This window comes from Anaeromyxobacter sp. K, assembly GCF_000020805.1.
Lineage (GTDB): Bacteria > Myxococcota > Myxococcia > Myxococcales > Anaeromyxobacteraceae > Anaeromyxobacter > Anaeromyxobacter dehalogenans.
On record NC_011145.1, the window covers coordinates 1007427 to 1023754 of the forward strand.

At 74.5% G+C, this 16328-nt stretch carries 15 protein-coding genes; 11 read left to right on the forward strand and 4 right to left on the reverse strand.

The annotated features are described in order from the left end of the window. Positions 1-53: 53 nt before the first annotated feature. Positions 54-1454: a sigma-54 dependent transcriptional regulator gene (locus tag ANAEK_RS04385; protein ID WP_012524942.1), complete on the reverse strand. Its 1401-nt coding sequence runs from the start codon at positions 1452-1454 to the stop codon at positions 54-56. Continuing rightward, positions 1451-2770 (reverse strand): PAS domain-containing sensor histidine kinase, encoded by a 1320-nt coding sequence (locus ANAEK_RS04390; RefSeq protein WP_012524943.1) that lies wholly within the window; start codon positions 2768-2770, stop codon positions 1451-1453. The genes ANAEK_RS04385 and ANAEK_RS04390 overlap by 4 nt, the downstream gene beginning before the upstream one ends. 139 nt (positions 2771-2909) lie before the next feature. Between ANAEK_RS04390 and ANAEK_RS04395 the strand changes: the two genes are divergently transcribed. From ANAEK_RS04395 to ANAEK_RS04410, 4 genes are all read left to right on the forward strand, one after another. Beyond that, on the forward strand, positions 2910-3839 hold the full coding sequence (locus ANAEK_RS04395; protein ID WP_012524944.1) for an ABC transporter ATP-binding protein: 930 nt from the start codon (positions 2910-2912) through the stop codon (positions 3837-3839). Then, positions 3836-4597 carry an ABC transporter permease gene (locus ANAEK_RS04400; protein ID WP_012524945.1) on the forward strand — a complete coding sequence of 254 codons (762 nt, stop codon included), beginning with the start codon at positions 3836-3838 and terminating at the stop codon, positions 4595-4597. Before ANAEK_RS04395 ends, ANAEK_RS04400 begins: the two co-directional genes overlap by 4 nt. A 142-nt stretch (positions 4598-4739) precedes the next feature. After that, positions 4740-5552, forward strand: coding sequence for a hypothetical protein (locus ANAEK_RS04405; protein ID WP_012524946.1), 813 nt, complete (start codon positions 4740-4742; stop codon positions 5550-5552). Positions 5553-6515: 963 nt separating this feature from the next. Beyond that, entirely contained in the window at positions 6516-8303 is a 1788-nt protein-coding gene (locus ANAEK_RS04410) for an ATP-dependent DNA helicase RecQ (RefSeq protein ID WP_012524947.1), read from the forward strand. Here the strand turns inward: ANAEK_RS04410 and ANAEK_RS04415 are convergent. Together ANAEK_RS04415 and ANAEK_RS04420 are read right to left on the reverse strand one after the other, a co-directional pair. Beyond that, entirely contained in the window at positions 8298-8861 is a 564-nt protein-coding gene (locus ANAEK_RS04415; RefSeq protein ID WP_012524948.1) for a hypothetical protein, read from the reverse strand. The two genes, ANAEK_RS04410 and ANAEK_RS04415, sit on opposite strands and share 6 nt — an antisense overlap. A gap of 8 nt (positions 8862-8869) precedes the next feature. Next, positions 8870-9538 carry a hypothetical protein gene (locus ANAEK_RS04420; protein WP_012524949.1) on the reverse strand — a complete coding sequence of 223 codons (669 nt, stop codon included), beginning with the start codon at positions 9536-9538 and terminating at the stop codon, positions 8870-8872. Positions 9539-9670: 132 nt separating this feature from the next. On the opposite strand from ANAEK_RS04420, the gene ANAEK_RS04425 reads away from it, so the two are divergent. The 7 genes from ANAEK_RS04425 to sufU all read left to right on the forward strand — a co-directional run bounded on the left by ANAEK_RS04425 (position 9671) and on the right by sufU (position 16293). Further along, the gene (locus ANAEK_RS04425; protein WP_012524950.1) at positions 9671-10228 is read left to right on the forward strand and encodes a YaeQ family protein; all 558 of its coding nucleotides are present in this window, start codon (positions 9671-9673) and stop codon (positions 10226-10228) included. Positions 10229-10404: 176 nt separating this feature from the next. Then, on the forward strand, positions 10405-10878 hold the full coding sequence (locus ANAEK_RS04430) for an SUF system Fe-S cluster assembly regulator (RefSeq protein WP_012524951.1): 474 nt from the start codon (positions 10405-10407) through the stop codon (positions 10876-10878). Beyond that, on the forward strand, positions 10875-12314 hold the full coding sequence (gene sufB, locus ANAEK_RS04435) for a Fe-S cluster assembly protein SufB (RefSeq protein WP_012524952.1): 1440 nt from the start codon (positions 10875-10877) through the stop codon (positions 12312-12314). Before ANAEK_RS04430 ends, sufB begins: the two co-directional genes overlap by 4 nt. An 80-nt stretch (positions 12315-12394) precedes the next feature. After that, on the forward strand, positions 12395-13201 hold the full coding sequence (sufC, locus tag ANAEK_RS04440) for a Fe-S cluster assembly ATPase SufC (protein ID WP_012524953.1): 807 nt from the start codon (positions 12395-12397) through the stop codon (positions 13199-13201). Then, on the forward strand, positions 13198-14517 hold the full coding sequence (gene sufD / locus ANAEK_RS04445) for a Fe-S cluster assembly protein SufD (RefSeq protein WP_012524954.1): 1320 nt from the start codon (positions 13198-13200) through the stop codon (positions 14515-14517). The genes sufC and sufD overlap by 4 nt, the downstream gene beginning before the upstream one ends. Continuing rightward, positions 14514-15803 carry a cysteine desulfurase gene (locus ANAEK_RS04450; protein WP_012524955.1) on the forward strand — a complete coding sequence of 430 codons (1290 nt, stop codon included), beginning with the start codon at positions 14514-14516 and terminating at the stop codon, positions 15801-15803. The genes sufD and ANAEK_RS04450 overlap by 4 nt, the downstream gene beginning before the upstream one ends. 40 nt (positions 15804-15843) lie before the next feature. Continuing rightward, positions 15844-16293, forward strand: a complete 450-nt coding sequence (sufU, locus tag ANAEK_RS04455; RefSeq protein WP_012524956.1) for a Fe-S cluster assembly sulfur transfer protein SufU — start codon at positions 15844-15846, stop codon at positions 16291-16293. Positions 16294-16328: the final 35 nt, after the last annotated feature.

Here is a 16328-nt window from a genome sequence, read left to right on the forward strand (position 1 = left end):
GGGGAGGGAAGTTGGGGCACGCGCGCGCGCCCGCGGGGCCGGCGCCGCCAGCCCTAGCGCTCGCCCGCCTCCTCGTCGCCCCCGGCGAGCCCGTACTTGCGGAGCTTGTCGTGCAGCGTGACGCGCGACATGCCCAGCCGGCGCGCCGCCTCGCTCCGGTTCCCGTGCGCGGCGCGCAGCGCGTCGACGATGAGCCCGCGCTCGTACGCCTCGACGCGCTGCTTGAGCGGGAGCGGCGCGCTCTCCGCCGCCGGCGCCTCGGGCGAGCCGGCGGCGGGCTCGCCCGGCAGGAGCGACAGGTCGAGGCCGTCGGGGGGCGAGAGCGCCACCAGCCCCTCGATGGCGTTCTCCAGCTCGCGCACGTTGCCCGGCCAGCGGTGCGCCGCCAGGCGGTCGAACAGCGGCGGCGGCACGTGCAGCGGCGACGCGCCGAAGCGATCGGCGAAGCGCTCCAGGAAGTGGCGCGCCAGCACCGGGATGTCCTCGGGGCGATCGCGGAGCGGCGGGATGGAGAGGTGGACCACGTCGAGCCGGTAGTAGAGGTCCTCGCGGAAGCGGCCGGCGCGCACCAGCTCCTGCAGGTCGCGGTGCGTGGCGGCGATGACCCGCACGTCCACGGTGCGCGCCTTCTCGTCGCCCACCGGCCGGACCTCGCCCTCCTGCAGCACGCGCAGGAGCTTCCCCTGCGCCGGCGCCGCCAGCTCGCCCACCTCGTCGAGCAGGATGGTCCCGCCGTCGGCCTCGCCGAACAGGCCGGGCCGCGACCGCACCGCCCCGGTGAACGCGCCCTTCACGTGGCCGAACAGCTCGGCCTCGGCCAGCTCCGGCGAGAGCGCGGCGCAGTTGAACCGGACGAACGGCCCGCCGGCCCGGCGCGAGGCGCGCACGATGGCCTCGGCCACGCGCTCCTTGCCGGTGCCGCTCTCGCCGGTGATGAGCACGGTGACGTCGCGCGGCGCCACCCGGCCCACCAGCACCGCCAGCCGGCGCATGGCCTCCGAGGAGAACACCATCGACCGCGACAGGGCCAGCTCGCCGGCCAGCCGCTCGTTCTCGTCGGCGAGCCGCACCGCCTCGACCGCGCGGCGCACCACGGCCAGCAGCTCCTCGGTCTCGAACGGCTTCTTGAAGTAGTCGTAGGCGCCGGCCTTCACCGCCTCGACCGCCTGCCGCTCCGAGCCGTGCGCGGTGATCACCACCACGCGCGTGGCCGGGTGGCCGGCGGTGATCTTGCGGAGCAGCGCCATGCCGTCCAGGCGCGGCATGCGCAGGTCGGTGAGCACGAGCGGGTACGGCTGCGCGCCGAGCTTCTCCAGCGCCGCCTCGCCGTCGGTCGCCTCCTCCACCTCCAGCCCCTCCGACGCGAGGATCTCGCGCAGCGTGTAGCGGACGCCCGGATCGTCGTCCACCACCAGCACCCGCGCCCCGCCGCGCCGCTCCGGCTGCTCGCTCATGCCACCGCTCCCGTCCCCGCGCCGGCGGGGGTCGCGGGCAGGGTGAGCTCGGCCACCATCCCGCCGCCCGTGCGCGGGGAGAGGACCAGGTCGCCGCCGTGCTGCCGCGCCAGCGACCGGGCGATGGTGAGGCCCAGCCCGGAGCCGCTCGCCTTGGTGGTGAAGCCGGGCGAGAACGCGGCGTCGCGCACCGCGGGGTCGAGCCCCGGGCCGCGGTCCTGCACGAGGATGCGCGCCCCGCCGCCGCGCACCGGCGTCGCCTCCAGCTCCACCGCGGCGCCCGCCGGGCTCGCGTCGAGCGCGTTCTGCACCAGGTTCACCAGGATCTGCTTCACCTTGCGGGGATCGCAGCGCGCGCGGACCCCGGCGCCGCGCGGCTCGAGCGCCACGCCGCGCTCGCGCGCCAGCCCCTCGTGCAGCGCCGCGACCTCGCGCGCCAGCGCGGCCACGTCGCAGTCGTCGAGCACGAGCGGCACCAGCGGCCGGGAGAAGTTGAGGAAGCCGTCCAGGATGGTCTGCATCCGGTCCACCTCCTGGCGGAGCACCGCGAGCCGCTCGGTGGGCTTGCCCGGGCCGACCCCCTGCGCGAGCAGGCCGGCCAGCCCCTTCACGCTGGCGAGCGGGTTCTTCAGCTCGTGCGCGATCTCGCCGGAGAGGGCGGTCAGCTCCTCGGCGCGCTCGGCGTACGCGCGGAGCGAGTCCTGCTGCGCGGCGAGCGCGCGCCGGATGATGGCCTCGAACACCTTGCGTCCGGCGCGTCCCGCGAACGCGATCGCCACCAGCACGATGGTGAGGAGCGCCGCGTGCAGCCACAGCCCCACCGGCACCGGCCGCCGCGCCGCCCCGCCGAGGAGCTCGATCTCGAGCGGCGCAGCGCCGGCGGCGCCGACCGCGGCGAGCGCCCAGACGGCCACCACCTGGAACGCGGTGAGCCAGGAGGACACCGGCGGGCGGACGAACACGTTCACGATGACCGCGAGGAGCACCGACACGTAGACGAACGGGCTCTGGAGGCCGCCCGTCGCCGCGGTGAGCAGCATCTGCGCGATCACCGCCACCGAGAGGTTGAGCCGGACCTGGCCGGGCGCGAGGCCGCCGCGCCGCCGGAAGCGGACGTACTCGACGATGAAGAACGCCGCGACCGGCACCAGCAGCCCGCCGAGCAGCGCGCGCCGCCACCCCGCCGGCTCCTCCCAGGCGATCCAGGCGCCGGTGCCGACCAGCAGCGGCACCAGCAGCAGGCGCGCGCCGACGAGCTGCCCGAACAGCCGGGACAGCTCCTCGCGCTGGATCTGGTCGTGGCCGGGCGGTGGCATCTGCTCGATCCGTCGGGGGGCGGGGCGGCTCGCCGCGACCACCATACGACGGGCGGCGTTCCTGCGCACGGGCGGCGCACGGACGCGCATGCAGGAAGTCGAGCGGACGCCCGCGGGGCACGCTAGATTCGCGCGACCCATGGAACCCGTCGTGGAGATCCGCGGGGTCCGCAAGCAGTTCGGCGGACTGACCGCGCTGGAGCGCGTGGACCTCGAGATCCGCGCCGGCGAGATCTTCGCCCTGCTCGGCCCGAACGGCGCCGGCAAGACCACGCTCATCTCGATCATCGCCGGCCTGCTCCGGGCCACCGAGGGCGAGGTGCGGGTGCTGGGCAAGGACGTGGTGCGCGACTACCGCCACACCCGCCGCGCCATCGGCCTCGTCCCGCAGGAGATCAACTTCGACCCGTTCTTCACGGTGGAGGAGACGCTCCGCATCCAGGCCGGCTACTTCGGCGTGCCGCTCGCCGAGGAGCGGCTGGTGGAGATCCTCCGGGCGCTCGACCTGCTCGGGAAGCGCACCGTGAACAGCCGCGCGCTCTCCGGCGGCATGAAGCGCCGCCTCCTCATCGGCAAGGCGCTGGTGCACGACCCGAAGGTCCTGTTCCTCGACGAGCCCACCGCCGGCGTGGACGTCGAGCTGCGCCGGTCGCTCTGGGAGTACGTCCGTACGCTGCGCGCGCGCGGGACCACCGTGGTCCTCACCACGCACTACCTCGAGGAGGCCGAGGAGCTGGCCGACCGGGTGGGCGTGATCGACCGCGGCCGCCTCCTGGCGCTGGAGCGCAAGGACGAGCTGCTCCGCCAGCACGGCGCGAAGACGCTGCGGCTGGTGCTGGACGTGCCGCGGGCGGTGGTCCCGCCGTCGCTCGCGGCGCTGGGGGGCAAGCTGGAGGAGGGCGGCGCGGCGGTGGCGGTGGAGGTGCCGGCCGGCGAGGGGTTCGGCCCGGCGCTGCGCGCCGCGGCCGCGGCAGGCCTGGGGGTGAAGGACGTGGAGACGCGGCGCACCACGCTCGAGGACGTGTTCGTCCGGCTCCTGGCCGGTGGACAGGCGCGGGGGGGCCGATGATCTCCCTGGGGCTGCGGACGCTGTTCGCGAAGGAGGTGCGCCGGTTCCTGCGCGTGCCGGGGCAGACGCTGCTCTCGCCGCTCGTGACCACCACGCTCTACTTCGTGGTGTTCGGCTACTCGCTGGGCGCCCGCCTCGCCGACGTCGAGGGCGTGCCCTACGCGCGCTTCATCGTGCCCGGCTTGGTCACGCTCGGCGTGGTCACGAACGCCTACCTCAACAGCGCCTCGTCGCTGTTCGTGATGAAGCTGCAGGGCACCATGGTGGACCTGCTCGTCTCGCCGCTCTCCTACGGCGAGGTGCTGGCCGGCTTCATGGGCGCGGCGGTGCTGCGCGGCATCCTGGTGGGCGGGGTGATGTGGGGGGTGGCCGGCCTGTTCGGCGGGTTCCAGCTCGCGCACCCGCTCACGGCGGTGGCGCTGCTGGTGCTGGTCGCGGTCGTGTTCGCGGCGCTCGGCGTGATCACGGCCATCTGGGCCAGCACGTTCGAGCAGGTGAACTTCTTCCCGACGTTCTTCATCACGCCGCTCACGTTCCTGGGCGGCGTCTTCTACTCGATCGAGATGCTCCCGCCGGCGCTCCGGCGGCTCACCGCGCTCAACCCGATCTTCTACATGGTGGACGGGGTGCGGTTCGGGATGCTCGGGATCTCCGACGCCGCGCCGTGGGTGGGGGCGGCGCTGCTGGCGCTGCTGGCGGCGGTCTCGGTGGGCGGCGCCTACGCGCTCCTGCGGTCCGGCTACAAGCTGAGGGGCTGAGCGGGCGAGCCCCCGGCCTCCCACGTCGGGTGGACGCCCCATCCGGAGCTTTTCGGGATCGAATTCGGCCCGGCTTGGGTTTATGCTACGGCGCCCTCAGACCGGGGGAACGCGAAATCTCGATTCACGGAGGTCACTTCACATGCGTCGTCTGTCGGTCGTCCTGCTCTCCGCGCTCGCCGTGGCGGGATGCAAGAAGCAGCAGCCCCCGCCCCCGCAGCAGCCCGCCGCCGCCCAGCCGGCCGGCGCGCCCGCCGCGCCCGTGGCGGGCAAGGTCCTCGAGCGCCTCGACGCGCCTCCGTACGTCTACCTCAAGCTGCAGACCGCCAGCGGCGACGCCTGGGCCGCCGTCCCGCAGTCGGACGTGAAGGTCGGCGCCGAGGTCTCGATCGTCGGCGCCATGCCGATGAACGGCTTCGAGTCGAAGACGCTGCAGCGCAAGTTCGACGTGGTCTACTTCGGCACGCTCGGCGGCGGCGAGGCCGCGGCCGCGCCGGCCGGCATGCCCGGCATGGGCGGCGCGGCGCCGGCCGGCATGCCCCCGGGCATGGGCGGCGGCATGGGCGGTGGCGCCCAGCCGGACATGGCGGCGCAGCACGCGGCCGCCGCGGCCGGCCCGACCGAGGTCGGCGACGTGAAGGTCCCGAAGGCCAGCGGCACCGACGCGCGCACCGTGGCCGAGGTGCACGCGCAGAAGGTCACGCTCAAGGAGAAGCCCGTCACCATCCGCGGCAAGGTGGTGAAGTACAACGAGGGCATCATGGGCAAGAACTGGCTGCACCTGCGCGACGGGTCGGGCACCGCCGGCAAGGACAACGACCTCACCGTCACGACCACCGACCGCACCTCGGTCGGCGAGGTGGTGACCGTGAAGGGCACCGTCCGCGTCGACAAGGACTTCGGCGCGGGTTACGCGTACCCGGTCATCGTCGAGGACGCCAAGGTCGCGAAGTAGTCCGCGACTCGTCATCGAAGCGCTTCGCGGGCGCGGTCCTCCGGGGCCGCGCCCGTCGTCGTTCGTGCGTCTATCTCGGTCGCGTGACTCGAAGCCGGGTGGCCGTGGGTGCGGGTCCTCGTGTGCGCTCCCGCCCTCGCCCGCTCACGCGACGTGGAGGCGGAATGCTCGGCGCGGGGCTTCGGTCGTAGGACGCGCGCGGACGGCGTTCGATGCACCTGGGCGCGCTCGCAAACTCGGCCGCACGTACCGCTAACGCGACGTGCGGCCTCAGACATGCTCGCCGCGCACGCCGGCTGACCACGCGCACGATCCGTGATCGTCGCGTGCTGCGCCTGCGCTGACAGTCGCGGTCGCGGGCGAGGGCGTCCGCGCTGCGGACGGGGTCCGTGGGGGCGGCTTCGAGGGATCAGTACGAGAACTTCCCCCGGCGACAGCGTCCCCACCACCGCCTCCCATTCACGTCAGGCCGCCCCCGAGGCGATCCGGGCGTTCGCGCCGGAGCGCAGCGCAGCAAGCGTTCGGCACGTCCCCAGGATCTTAGACCTGCACCGCCGTGGACAGCCGCTGCGAAGGGACCGGCGCAGCCGGCGCTGGAACCGATCCCGCGGCTGGCCCGTCCGGTGCGTCGGCTTCATCGATCCCACGGCCCCGGTTCCGGCCATCCATCCACGTCCCGGGCCTTGCGGAGCGAGCACCGCCGCGAACGCCCGGAGCGCCGACCTAGCGGCCCGTTCCAGGACAGGGCCCGCTGGAGGCGGCGCACGCAAGGACAGGGCCCGCTGGAGGCAGCATCGCGAGGACAGGGCCCGCTGGAGGCGGACAGGGCCCGCTGGACGTGAGCCCTGCTGCCCGGGGACTCGCTGGACGCGGCCCCGCCGGAGGGGTCCGCGCAACGGACGGGCGAGATTCGCCTCGCGGCCCGTTCCACAAACGGCCGGGCTCGTCTAGATTCCGCCGGTCTTGGCCAGCGACGTCGACAGCCGCGCCCCCGCGCTCCGGGAGGTGGAGGACGAGGTCCGGGATCTCGCCCGCGCGGCCGAGGTGGACGCGCCGGCGGATCCGGCGGCGCGACGGCGCTGCGCGGAGCGGCTGGAGGCGCTGCGGGAGCGGTGGCGCGAGGCGCCGGCGCTGTTCGGGCCGGACACGGTGGAGCGGCTGCGCGCGGTGGCCGTCGCGCTGGCCCGCGCCCCGGCGGCCGCGCCGCCCGCGCCCGGCGCGGCCCGGGCCCTGCTGCAGGAGGTGTTCGGGCACGCCGCCTTCCGCCCCGGCCAGCAGGAGATCGTGGACGCGGTGGTGGCCGGGCGCGACTGCATCGGCGTCATGCCCACCGGCGCCGGCAAGTCGCTCACCTACCAGATCCCGGCGCGGCTGCTGGGCGGGACCACGCTCGTCGTCTCGCCGCTCATCGCGCTCATGAAGGACCAGGTGGACGCCATGGCCCGGGTGGGCCTGCGCGCCGCGTTCCTCAACTCGACGCTCTCGCCCGAGGAGCGGCGCGAGCGCGTCCGGGCGCTCCGGCGCGGCGAGCTGGAGCTGCTGTACGCGGCGCCCGAGGGGCTGGAGGCGTCCGTCGGCGACGCGCTGGAGGGCACCGCGCTCTCGCTCATCGCGGTGGACGAGGCCCACTGCATCAGCCACTGGGGCCACGACTTCCGCCCCGCCTACCGCAACCTGGCCGGCCTGAAGGCCCGCTTCCGCGCGCCGGTGCTGGCGCTCACCGCCACCGCCACGCGCGAGGTGGTCCGCGACATCGCCGGCCAGCTCGGGATGGCCGACCCGCTGGTCGTCCGCGGCTCGTTCCTCCGCCGCAACCTGCGCATCTCCGCGGTGAAGAAGGGCGAGGGGGTGCGCACCCGCGACGCGCTGCTGCGCCTGGTGCGCGCGCGCCGCGGGCAGAGCGGCATCGTGTACGCGCTCTCGCGGCGCTCGGTCGAGGAGACCGCCGAGCTGCTCCGCGACCACGGGGTGCGCGCCGGCGCGTACCACGCCGGCCTCGAGCCGGACGTGCGCGCGCGGGTGCAGGACGAGTTCCAGTCCGGCGCGCTCGAGGTGGTGGTGGCGACGGTGGCGTTCGGCATGGGGATCGACAAGCCGGACATCCGCTTCGTCATCCACCGCGACCTGCCGCGCTCCGTCGAGGCGTACTACCAGGAGATCGGCCGCGCCGGCCGCGACGGCGCGCAGAGCGACTGCGTGCTCTTCTACTCGTGGGCCGACGTGATGAGCTGGGACCGGCTCCTCGACGACGCCGAGCCGGAGGTCGCCGAGGTGCAGCGGCGCATGGCGCGCTCCATGTTCCGCCTGGCCGACGAGGACGGCTGCCGGCACGAGCGGCTGGTGGGCTGGTTCGGCGAGCGGATCGATCCCTGCGGCGACGCCTGCGACCGGTGCACCGGCGAGGACGTGCTCGCCTCGGCGCCGGCGCTGCCGCGCGGCGCCCGCGAGCGGCGGGGCGGCGAGCGCGCGCGCCGCGAGGGGGCGGGGCGCGGCCGGACGCGCGCCGAGCCGGTCGAGACCGCCGAGGCGGACGTGGAGCTGTTCGAGGCGCTCCGCGCCTGGCGCGCCGGCGAGGCGAAGGAGCGCGGCGTCCCGGCCTACGTGGTGTTCTCCGACGCGACGCTGGCGGAGATCGCGCTCCAGCGTCCCGCCGGCGAGGACGCGCTGCTGGACGTGAAGGGCGTCGGGCCGCGCAAGCTGGAGGAGTTCGGCGCCGCGCTGCTCGCGCTGGTGCGCGCGCACCGCTCATAGCAGCTGGGAGGCGTCGAGCTCCATCTCGAGGCGGAACCGGGCGGACACGTCGGCGTCGAACGCCGGGGTGGGCGCGTCGTAGGTGAGCTCCGCCCGCACCCGCAGCACGCCCGCGTCCAGGTAGCTCGCCAGGTCCACGCCCGGCGCCCCCGTCACCGCGACGGCGGTGGGCGCGGCGCCCGACGGGCGGTCGTAGCGGGCGATCGGCACCGGCGCGCCGCCCGCCGGCGGGTAGACCGAGAGGACCACCGACGCGAGGCCGCGCAGGTCGGTGCCCGACCCGGCCGCGAGCGCGAGGTCGACCTGCTCCAGCCAGAGCTTGGAGTCGACCGCCGGATCCGAGAGGCGGTCCACCTCCGCCCCGAGATCGTAGCCGAGGTCGGTCGAGAGGCAGCCCGGTCCGCAGCTCCCCACGCCGCCGCCGCGGTAGGCGGGGAACCGCTGCGAGGGGAGCGTGAGCCGGAGCTCGGGCACCTCGAGGGTGGCCTTGCCGAGCGGGCCGCAGGCGGCGAGGAGGAGGATCAGGGCGGGGAGGGCGCGGAGGTGGGCGGGGCGCATGGGACGTCCTAGAAGGAGTACTGGAGCCCGAGCTTCACCGACGGGATGAGCGCCGTGACGCGGGGGTCGCGATAGGTGACCTGCGTGCCGCCCGGATCGCCGCTGACCGCCGTGCCGGACGCCTGCGCGCGGACCCAGGCCACCCCGCCGCGCACCGAGAACGCGAGCCCGCGCTGCGAGCCGAGCTCGAGCCCGAGGTGCGCCGCGGCCCAGGCGTACCCGACCTTCTTCAGCAGCGGCTTCATGCCGTCCGGCACGCCACCGTTCACGTACCGTGACACGTCGCCGTCGAAGAAGCGCCCGCCCTCCACCGAGAGCGCCGGCGACACCGCCCAGTGCCAGGGGACGAGCGCGAGGCCGCCGTGGAGCCCCGGCGCCGCCGTGTTCCACGCCGGGCCCGCGAACGCGCGCAGCGCCGGCACCGGCCGCCACGCCAGCGAGACCGTGAGCCCCTCCGGCGCGCCGGCGTCGATCGACACCCCGAGCCACGGCGTGCGGGCCGGGGCCGCCCGGGCCGCGAGGCGCGGAGGCGGGGGGAGCGGCACGTCGTCCGCGGCGGCGGCCGCCGGCCGGGCCAGCGCGGGCGGCGGCGGCAGCGGGACCTCGTCCGAGGCGCGCGCGGCGGGCGCGCCGGCGAGCGCGAGCGCGAGCAGGAGGGAACGTGAGGGCGGGAGCATGGGGTGCGGCAGGATAGCGCCGCGCCCGCCGGCCGCGGAACGTGGGCGACCCTCCCACCCCGCGCCCGGGCGATCCGCCTCCGTGGCGTCCCGGCTGGCGTTCCGGCGCGCTTTCCGCCATCACTGCGGCCCATGGCGCTCCCCTCCACCCTCCACCAGCTCGACCTCCAGCTCGCGCACGTCGATCGTGGCGTGGAGCGCGCCCTGTCCCTGCGCATCGCGCGCCACCCCTCGGAGACGATGGAGCGGGTCTGGCTCCGGGCGCTGGCGCTCGCCTGGCAGTGGGAGGAGGGCATCGCGCTCGGGCCGGGGCTGTGCGAGCCGGACGCGGCCGACGTGCTGGCGCTCCGGCCGGACGGGCGCGCCTCGCTCCTGGTGCGCGTCGGACGGCCGTCGCCGGAGCGGGTGGCGCGCGACGTGTCCCAGAGCGCGGGCGCGCGCGTGGCGGTCCTGTTCGAGGGACCGCGCAGGATGGAGGCCTTCCTCCAGGAAGCCCGGGAGCTCCGGCTCGATCGCCTGGCGCGTGCGGAGCTGGCCGCACTAGATCCTGACTTGCTCGGGGCGCTCGGGGCGCACGAGGACCGCCGGCTGAAGGCGGCCCTCACCATCGTGTCCGACCACCTGTACCTCGACCTGGCCGGCCGCTCGGTGGACGGGCCGCTGCACCGCGGCACGTACCCGGAACCCTAGTTCCGTCGGCCGGTTACCTCGTCGGGGCTTCCCCTGGCCCGATAGGCATGCATCCGCGGCCCCGCCCGTTAAATGAGTGGGTATCTGGACTGTTTCGGTCCATGATGGCTCTCACCGGGTGCGCGCACGTGGCGCGCACGCCGTGAGCGTCCGCTCCGGCCCGCGGAGGCCGATCGATGATCAGGCTGTCGAAGCTCACCGACTACGCGATCGTGATCCTCGCGAACCTGGCGAGGGCGGGGGAGGGCACCCTCACCGCCCAGGATCTCGCCGAGCGCTCCAAGGTCCCGCTCCCGACGGTCTCCAAGCTCTGCAAGGAGCTGTCGAAGGCAGGGCTCGTGCTCTCGCACCGCGGGCGGCACGGCGGCTACGGGCTCGCCCGGCCGGCCGACGCCATCTCCATCGCGGAGATCGTCGAGGCGCTGGAGGGCCCCATCGCGCTCACCTCGTGCGTGGAGCCCGGCGCGCAGCCCGACGCGTGCGGCCTCGAGGCGACCTGCCCGGCCAAGGCGAGCTGGGACCCCGTCTCCCGCGCCATCCAGGGCGCGCTGCGAGGGCTGCCGCTCTCGTCCATCGTCCTGCAGCACTCCAACGACCCGAAGAACGCCGACGCCGTGGACGTCGTCACCCTGGGAGCCCACGTCTCATGAGCACCGCGGAGCAGCTGAAGGAGCTGACCGAGCAGAAGTACCGGTACGGCTTCGTCACCGACATCGAGGAGGACAAGGTCCCGAAGGGCCTGTCCGAGGACGTCATCCGTCTCATCTCGGCGAAGAAGGCCGAGCCGCGGTTCATGCTCGAGTGGCGCCTCGAGGCGTACCGTCGCTGGCTCGCGATGGAGGAGCCGACCTGGGCGAACGTCCACTACCCGAAGATCGACTACCAGGACATCGTCTACTACTCCGCGCCCAAGCAGAAGAAGGCGCTCGGCTCCATGGACGAGGTCGATCCCGAGCTGAAGCGCGCGTTCGCGAAGCTCGGCATCCCGCTCGAGGAGCAGATGCGCCTCGCCGGCGTGGCGGTGGACGCGGTGTTCGACTCGGTCTCGGTCGCCACCACCTACAAGAAGAAGCTGGCCGACCTGGGCATCGTGTTCTGCTCGTTCTCCGAGGCGGTGCGCGAGCACCCGGAGCTGGTGGAGCGGTATCTCGGCTCGGTGGTCCCCTCGACCGACAACTACTTCGCGGCGCTGAACAGCGCGGTGTTCTCCGACGGCTCGTTCGTCTACGTGCCGAAGGGCGTGCGCTGCCCGATGGAGCTGTCCACCTACTTCCGCATCAACGCGAAGGACACCGGCCAGTTCGAGCGCACGCTCATCGTCGCCGACGAGGGCGCGTACGTGTCGTACCTGGAAGGCTGCACCGCGCCCATGCGCGACGAGAACCAGCTCCACGCGGCGGTGGTCGAGCTGGTCGCGCTCGACGGCGCGCACGTCAAGTACTCCACGGTGCAGAACTGGTACCCCGGCGACGCCGAGGGGCGCGGCGGCATCTTCAACTTCGTCACCAAGCGTGGCAAGGCCATGCGCAAGGCGAAGATCAGCTGGACGCAGGTGGAGACCGGCTCGGCCATCACCTGGAAGTACCCGTCGTGCATCCTGCAGGGCGACGAGTCGGTGGGCGAGTTCTACTCGGTGGCGCTCACCAACCACCGCCAGCAGGCGGACACCGGCACCAAGATGATCCACATCGGGCGCGACACGCGCTCGACCATCATCTCGAAGGGCATCAGCGCCGGGCGCGGGCAGAACACCTACCGCGGCCTGGTGAAGATGATGAAGGGCGCCACCGGCGCGCGGAACTACTCGCAGTGCGACTCGCTGCTCATCGGCGACCGCTGCGGCGCCCACACGTTCCCGTACATCGAGGTGCGCAACCCGACCGCCAAGGTCGAGCACGAGGCCACCACCTCGAAGATCAGCGAGGACCAGCTCTTCTACTGCCGGCAGCGCGGCATCTCCGACGAGGACGCGGTCTCGATGATCGTGAACGGCTTCGCGAAGCAGGTGCTGAAGGAGCTGCCCATGGAGTTCGCCGTCGAAGCGCAGAAGCTCCTGGGCATGTCGCTCGAGGGGAGCGTCGGATGATGCCCAGGAGCTTCGGAGCGTTCCGATCACCGCGCAGAAGCTGCGTGGGCATGTCGCTGGAAGGGAGCGTCGGGTAGGCCATGGCCGTGAAGGACCACATCATGCTGAGCATCCAGGGGCTGCGCGCGAAGGTCGCCGACCGCGAGATCCTGAAGGGCGTGGACCTCGAGATCCGCGCGGGCGAGATCCACGCGATCATGGGCCCGAACGGCTCGGGCAAGTCCACGCTGGCGGGCGTGCTGGCCGGCCGCGAGGCGTACGAGGTCACCGGCGGCACCGCCACGTACCTGGGGCAGGACCTGCTCGCGCTCGCGCCCGAGGCGCGCGCCGCGGCGGGCGTGTTCCTCGGGTTCCAGTACCCGGTGGAGATCCCCGGCGTCGGCAACCTCTACTTCCTGCGCACCGCGCTGAACGCGATCCGCCGGGCGCGCGGCGAGGACGAGCTGGACGCGATGGACTTCCTCGCGCTCGCCCGCGAGAAGATGAAGCTGGTGGACCTCGACCCGGCGTTCGGCAGCCGCTCGGTGAACGAGGGCTTCTCCGGCGGCGAGAAGAAGCGCAACGAGATCTTCCAGATGGCGGTGCTGGAGCCGCGCCTCGCCATCCTCGACGAGATCGACTCCGGGCTCGACATCGACGCCCTGCGGGTGGTGTCGCGCGGCGTGAACGCGCTGCGCCGGGCCGACCGCGCCGTGCTGCTCGTGACGCACTACAAGCGCCTGCTCGAGCACGTGGCGCCGGACCGCATCCACGTCATGGCCGGCGGGCGCATCGTGCGCTCCGGCGGGCCGGAGCTGGCCGACGAGCTGGAGCGCACCGGCTACGCCTGGGTGGACGGCGCGCGGCCCGAGGTGGAGCGCGCCGCCGGCGCGGGGGCGCTGTCGTGACCCCGGCGGAGCAGAGCCTGGCGGCGGCGTTCCGCGGCGGCGCGGGCGAGCCGGCCTGGCTGGCGGACGCGCGCGCGGGGGCGCTCGCCGCCTTCCGCGCGGCCGGCCTGCCCACCCCGCGCCACGAGGACTGGCGCTTCACCAGCCTGGCCGCGCTCTCGACCCTGTCGCTCGCGCCGGCGCCCGCGCCGGAGGACGGCGAGGGCCCCGCGCGCGCGCTGCTCGCCGGCCGGCCCGCGCCCGAGGGTGCGCGCCTGGTGTTCGAGAACGGCCGCTTCCGCCGCGAGCTGTCCAGCGGGGCGCCGCTCCCGGCCGGCGCGGTGCTGGGGAGCCTGGCGGACGCGCTCCGCCACGCGCCCGAGGCGGTGCGGCCGCACCTCGGCCGCCTGGCCCGCGTGGACGGGCTCGCGTTCACCGCGCTGAACGGCGCCCTGCTGGAGGACGGCGCGTTCCTGCTGCTGCCCGCGGGCGCGCGCGTGGAGGCGCCCATCGAGCTCGTCTTCGCGACCGGCGCGGCCGGGCGCGCGGTGGCGGTGCACCCGCGGGTGCTGGTGGTGGCCGGCGAGGGCGCCCGGGCCACGCTCGCGGAGGTGCACCTCGGCACCGGCGACACCTACCTCGCCAACTCGGTGACCGAGCTGGTGCTGGGCGAGGGCGCCGAGATCGAGCACCTCCGGCTCCAGGACGAGGGCGCGCGCGCGTTCCACGTGAGCGCGCTGTTCGCCGAGCAGGCGGCCCGCTCGCGCCTCACCGCGCACGGCCTGGCGCTGGGCGGGCAGCTCGCGCGCAGCGAGGTGCGGGCGCGGCTCGCCGGCGAGGGCGCGGAGCTGGCCGTGTCGGGGCTCTACATGGCCGACGGCGCGCGCACCACCGACGCGTTCACCTGGGTGGAGCACGCGGTCCCGCGCTGCACCACCACCGAGACGTACAAGGGCATCCTGGACGGCCGCGCGCGCGGCGTGTTCGCCGGGCGGATCGTGGTGCAGCCGGGCGCGCAGAAGACCAGCGCGCGCCAGATGAACTCGAACCTGCTCCTCTCCGACGACGCCATCGTGGACACGAAGCCCCAGCTCGAGATCTTCGCGGACGACGTGAAGTGCGGCCACGGCGGCACCGTGGGCCAGCTCGACGAGGCGGCGCTGTTCTACCTGCGCTCGCGCGGGGTGGAGGAGGCCGAGGCCCGCAGCCTGCTCATCTGGGCGTTCGCGGCGGAGATGGTGGACCTGGTGCGGCCGGCCGGCCTGCACGCGCGCGCGCGGGAGCTCGTCGCGGCGCGGCTGCCGGCGGGGCGGAAGGTGCTGGAGGCGGCGGCATGAGCACGGCGGAGGCACAGGCGGCCGGCGGACGGGCGGCGCGGCCGGAGGCGCGCGACGGCGCGCGCGGCGCGTTCGACGTCGAGCGGGTGCGGGCCGAGTTCCCCATCCTGGCGCGGCCGGTGCGAGGCCAGCCGCTCGCGTACCTGGACAGCGCCGCCACCGCGCAGAAGCCGCGCGCGGTGATCGACGCGGTCCGCCGGTACTACGAGGAGGACAACGCGAACGTGCACCGCGGGGTCCACCTGCTCTCCGAGCGCGCCACCCGCCTCTACGACGGGGCGCGCGTGAAGGTGGCCCGGTTCCTCGGAGCGAGCGATCCGCACGAGGTGGTGTTCGTGCGCGGCACGACCGAGGCGGTGAACCTGGTGGCGCAGACGTTCGGGCGCCAGCGGGTCGGGCCCGGCGACGAGATCCTCGTCACCGAGCTCGAGCACCACTCGAACATCGTGCCGTGGCAGCTCCTCTGCCAGGAGAAGGGCGCCACGCTGCGGGCCGCGCCGGTGTCGGACGCGGGCGACCTCGACGTGGAGGCGCTCGACCGGATGATCGGGCCGCGCACGCGGCTGGTGGCGGTGGCCCACGTCTCGAACGCGCTCGGCACGGTGAACCCGGTGGCCGAGATCGTGGCGCGCGCGCACGCGAAGGGCGTGCCGGTGCTGGTGGACGGCGCCCAGGCGGTGCCGCACCTCGCGGTGGACCTGCCCGCGCTCGGCGCCGACTTCTACGCGTTCAGCGGCCACAAGCTGTACGGGCCGACCGGCATCGGGGTGCTGTGGGGGCGCAAGGCGCTCCTCGACGCGCTGCCGCCGTGGCAGGGCGGCGGCGACATGATCCTCTCGGTCTCCTTCGAGAAGACCACGTTCAACGCGGTCCCGCACCGGTTCGAGGCCGGCACGCCGAACATCGCGGGCGCGGTCGGGCTCGCGGCCGCCATCGACTGGCTCTCCACGATCGGGCTGGAGGCGGCGGCGGCGCACGAGGACGCGCTCATCGCCCACGCGCTGGACGCGCTCCGCGAGGTCCCCGGGATCCGCCTGATCGGCACGCCGCGGCGGCGGGCCGGCGTCATCTCGTTCCTCCCCGGCGACGTCCACCCGCACGACGCCGGCACCATCCTCGACCGCCACGGGGTGGCGGTCCGCGCCGGGCACCACTGCGCCCAGCCGCTCATGCGGCGCATGGGCGTGGCGGCCACGGTGCGCGCCTCCTTCGCCGCGTACAGCACGCGGGCCGACGTGGACGCGCTCGTCCGCGGCCTGCACGCGGTCCGGGAGGTGTTCGCGTGACCGCGTCCCGTCGCCGCCGCCCGTCCCAGGGAGCCCGCCCGTGTCGGAGCTGAGCGATCTGTACCAGGAGGTGGTCCTCGACCACGGCAAGCGGCCGCGCAACTTCGGCCCGCTGCCCGGCGAGACCCACCACGCCGAGGGGCTGAACCCGCTCTGCGGGGATCACTTCGTGGTCCACGCCCGGGTGGACGGCGGCCGGCTGGCCGAGGTGCGCTTCGAGGGGAGCGGCTGCGCCATCTCGAAGGCCTCCGCCTCGGTGATGACCGGGGTGGTGAAGGGCAAGACCGCCGAGGAGGTGGACCGGATCTTCGAGCGCTTCCACCGGCTGGTGACCGAGGGCCCGGCGCCGGAGGACGAGGAGGCGCTGGGCAAGCTGGCGGTGTTCGGCGGGGTGCACGAGTACCCCACGCGCGTGAAGTGCGCGAGCCTCGCGTGGCACGCGCTCCGCCAGGCGCTGCGCGGCGAGGCCGCGCCGGTCAGCACCGAGTAGCGAGCATCCCCGAGGCAGCGCGCCGAGGTACGCAG

What these genes read in the sequence shown, in the direction of transcription:
- ANAEK_RS04395 (WP_012524944.1), top strand. Translation starts at nt 2,910, where the DNA reads ATGGAACCCGTCGTGGAGATCCGCGGGGTCCGCAAGCAGTTCGGCGGA.
- sufC (WP_012524953.1), top strand. Translation starts at nt 12,395, where the DNA reads ATGGCCGTGAAGGACCACATCATGCTGAGCATCCAGGGGCTGCGCGCG.
- ANAEK_RS04425 (WP_012524950.1), top strand. Translation starts at nt 9,671, where the DNA reads ATGGCGCTCCCCTCCACCCTCCACCAGCTCGACCTCCAGCTCGCGCAC.
- ANAEK_RS04415 (WP_012524948.1), bottom strand. Translation starts at nt 8,861, where the DNA reads ATGCGCCCCGCCCACCTCCGCGCCCTCCCCGCCCTGATCCTCCTCCTC.
- ANAEK_RS04400 (WP_012524945.1), top strand. Translation starts at nt 3,836, where the DNA reads ATGATCTCCCTGGGGCTGCGGACGCTGTTCGCGAAGGAGGTGCGCCGG.
- ANAEK_RS04405 (WP_012524946.1), top strand. Translation starts at nt 4,740, where the DNA reads ATGCGTCGTCTGTCGGTCGTCCTGCTCTCCGCGCTCGCCGTGGCGGGA.
- ANAEK_RS04390 (WP_012524943.1), bottom strand. Translation starts at nt 2,770, where the DNA reads ATGCCACCGCCCGGCCACGACCAGATCCAGCGCGAGGAGCTGTCCCGG.
- ANAEK_RS04420 (WP_012524949.1), bottom strand. Translation starts at nt 9,538, where the DNA reads ATGCTCCCGCCCTCACGTTCCCTCCTGCTCGCGCTCGCGCTCGCCGGC.
- ANAEK_RS04385 (WP_012524942.1), bottom strand. Translation starts at nt 1,454, where the DNA reads ATGAGCGAGCAGCCGGAGCGGCGCGGCGGGGCGCGGGTGCTGGTGGTG.
- ANAEK_RS04430 (WP_012524951.1), top strand. Translation starts at nt 10,405, where the DNA reads ATGATCAGGCTGTCGAAGCTCACCGACTACGCGATCGTGATCCTCGCG.
- ANAEK_RS04450 (WP_012524955.1), top strand. Translation starts at nt 14,514, where the DNA reads ATGAGCACGGCGGAGGCACAGGCGGCCGGCGGACGGGCGGCGCGGCCG.
- sufB (WP_012524952.1), top strand. Translation starts at nt 10,875, where the DNA reads ATGAGCACCGCGGAGCAGCTGAAGGAGCTGACCGAGCAGAAGTACCGG.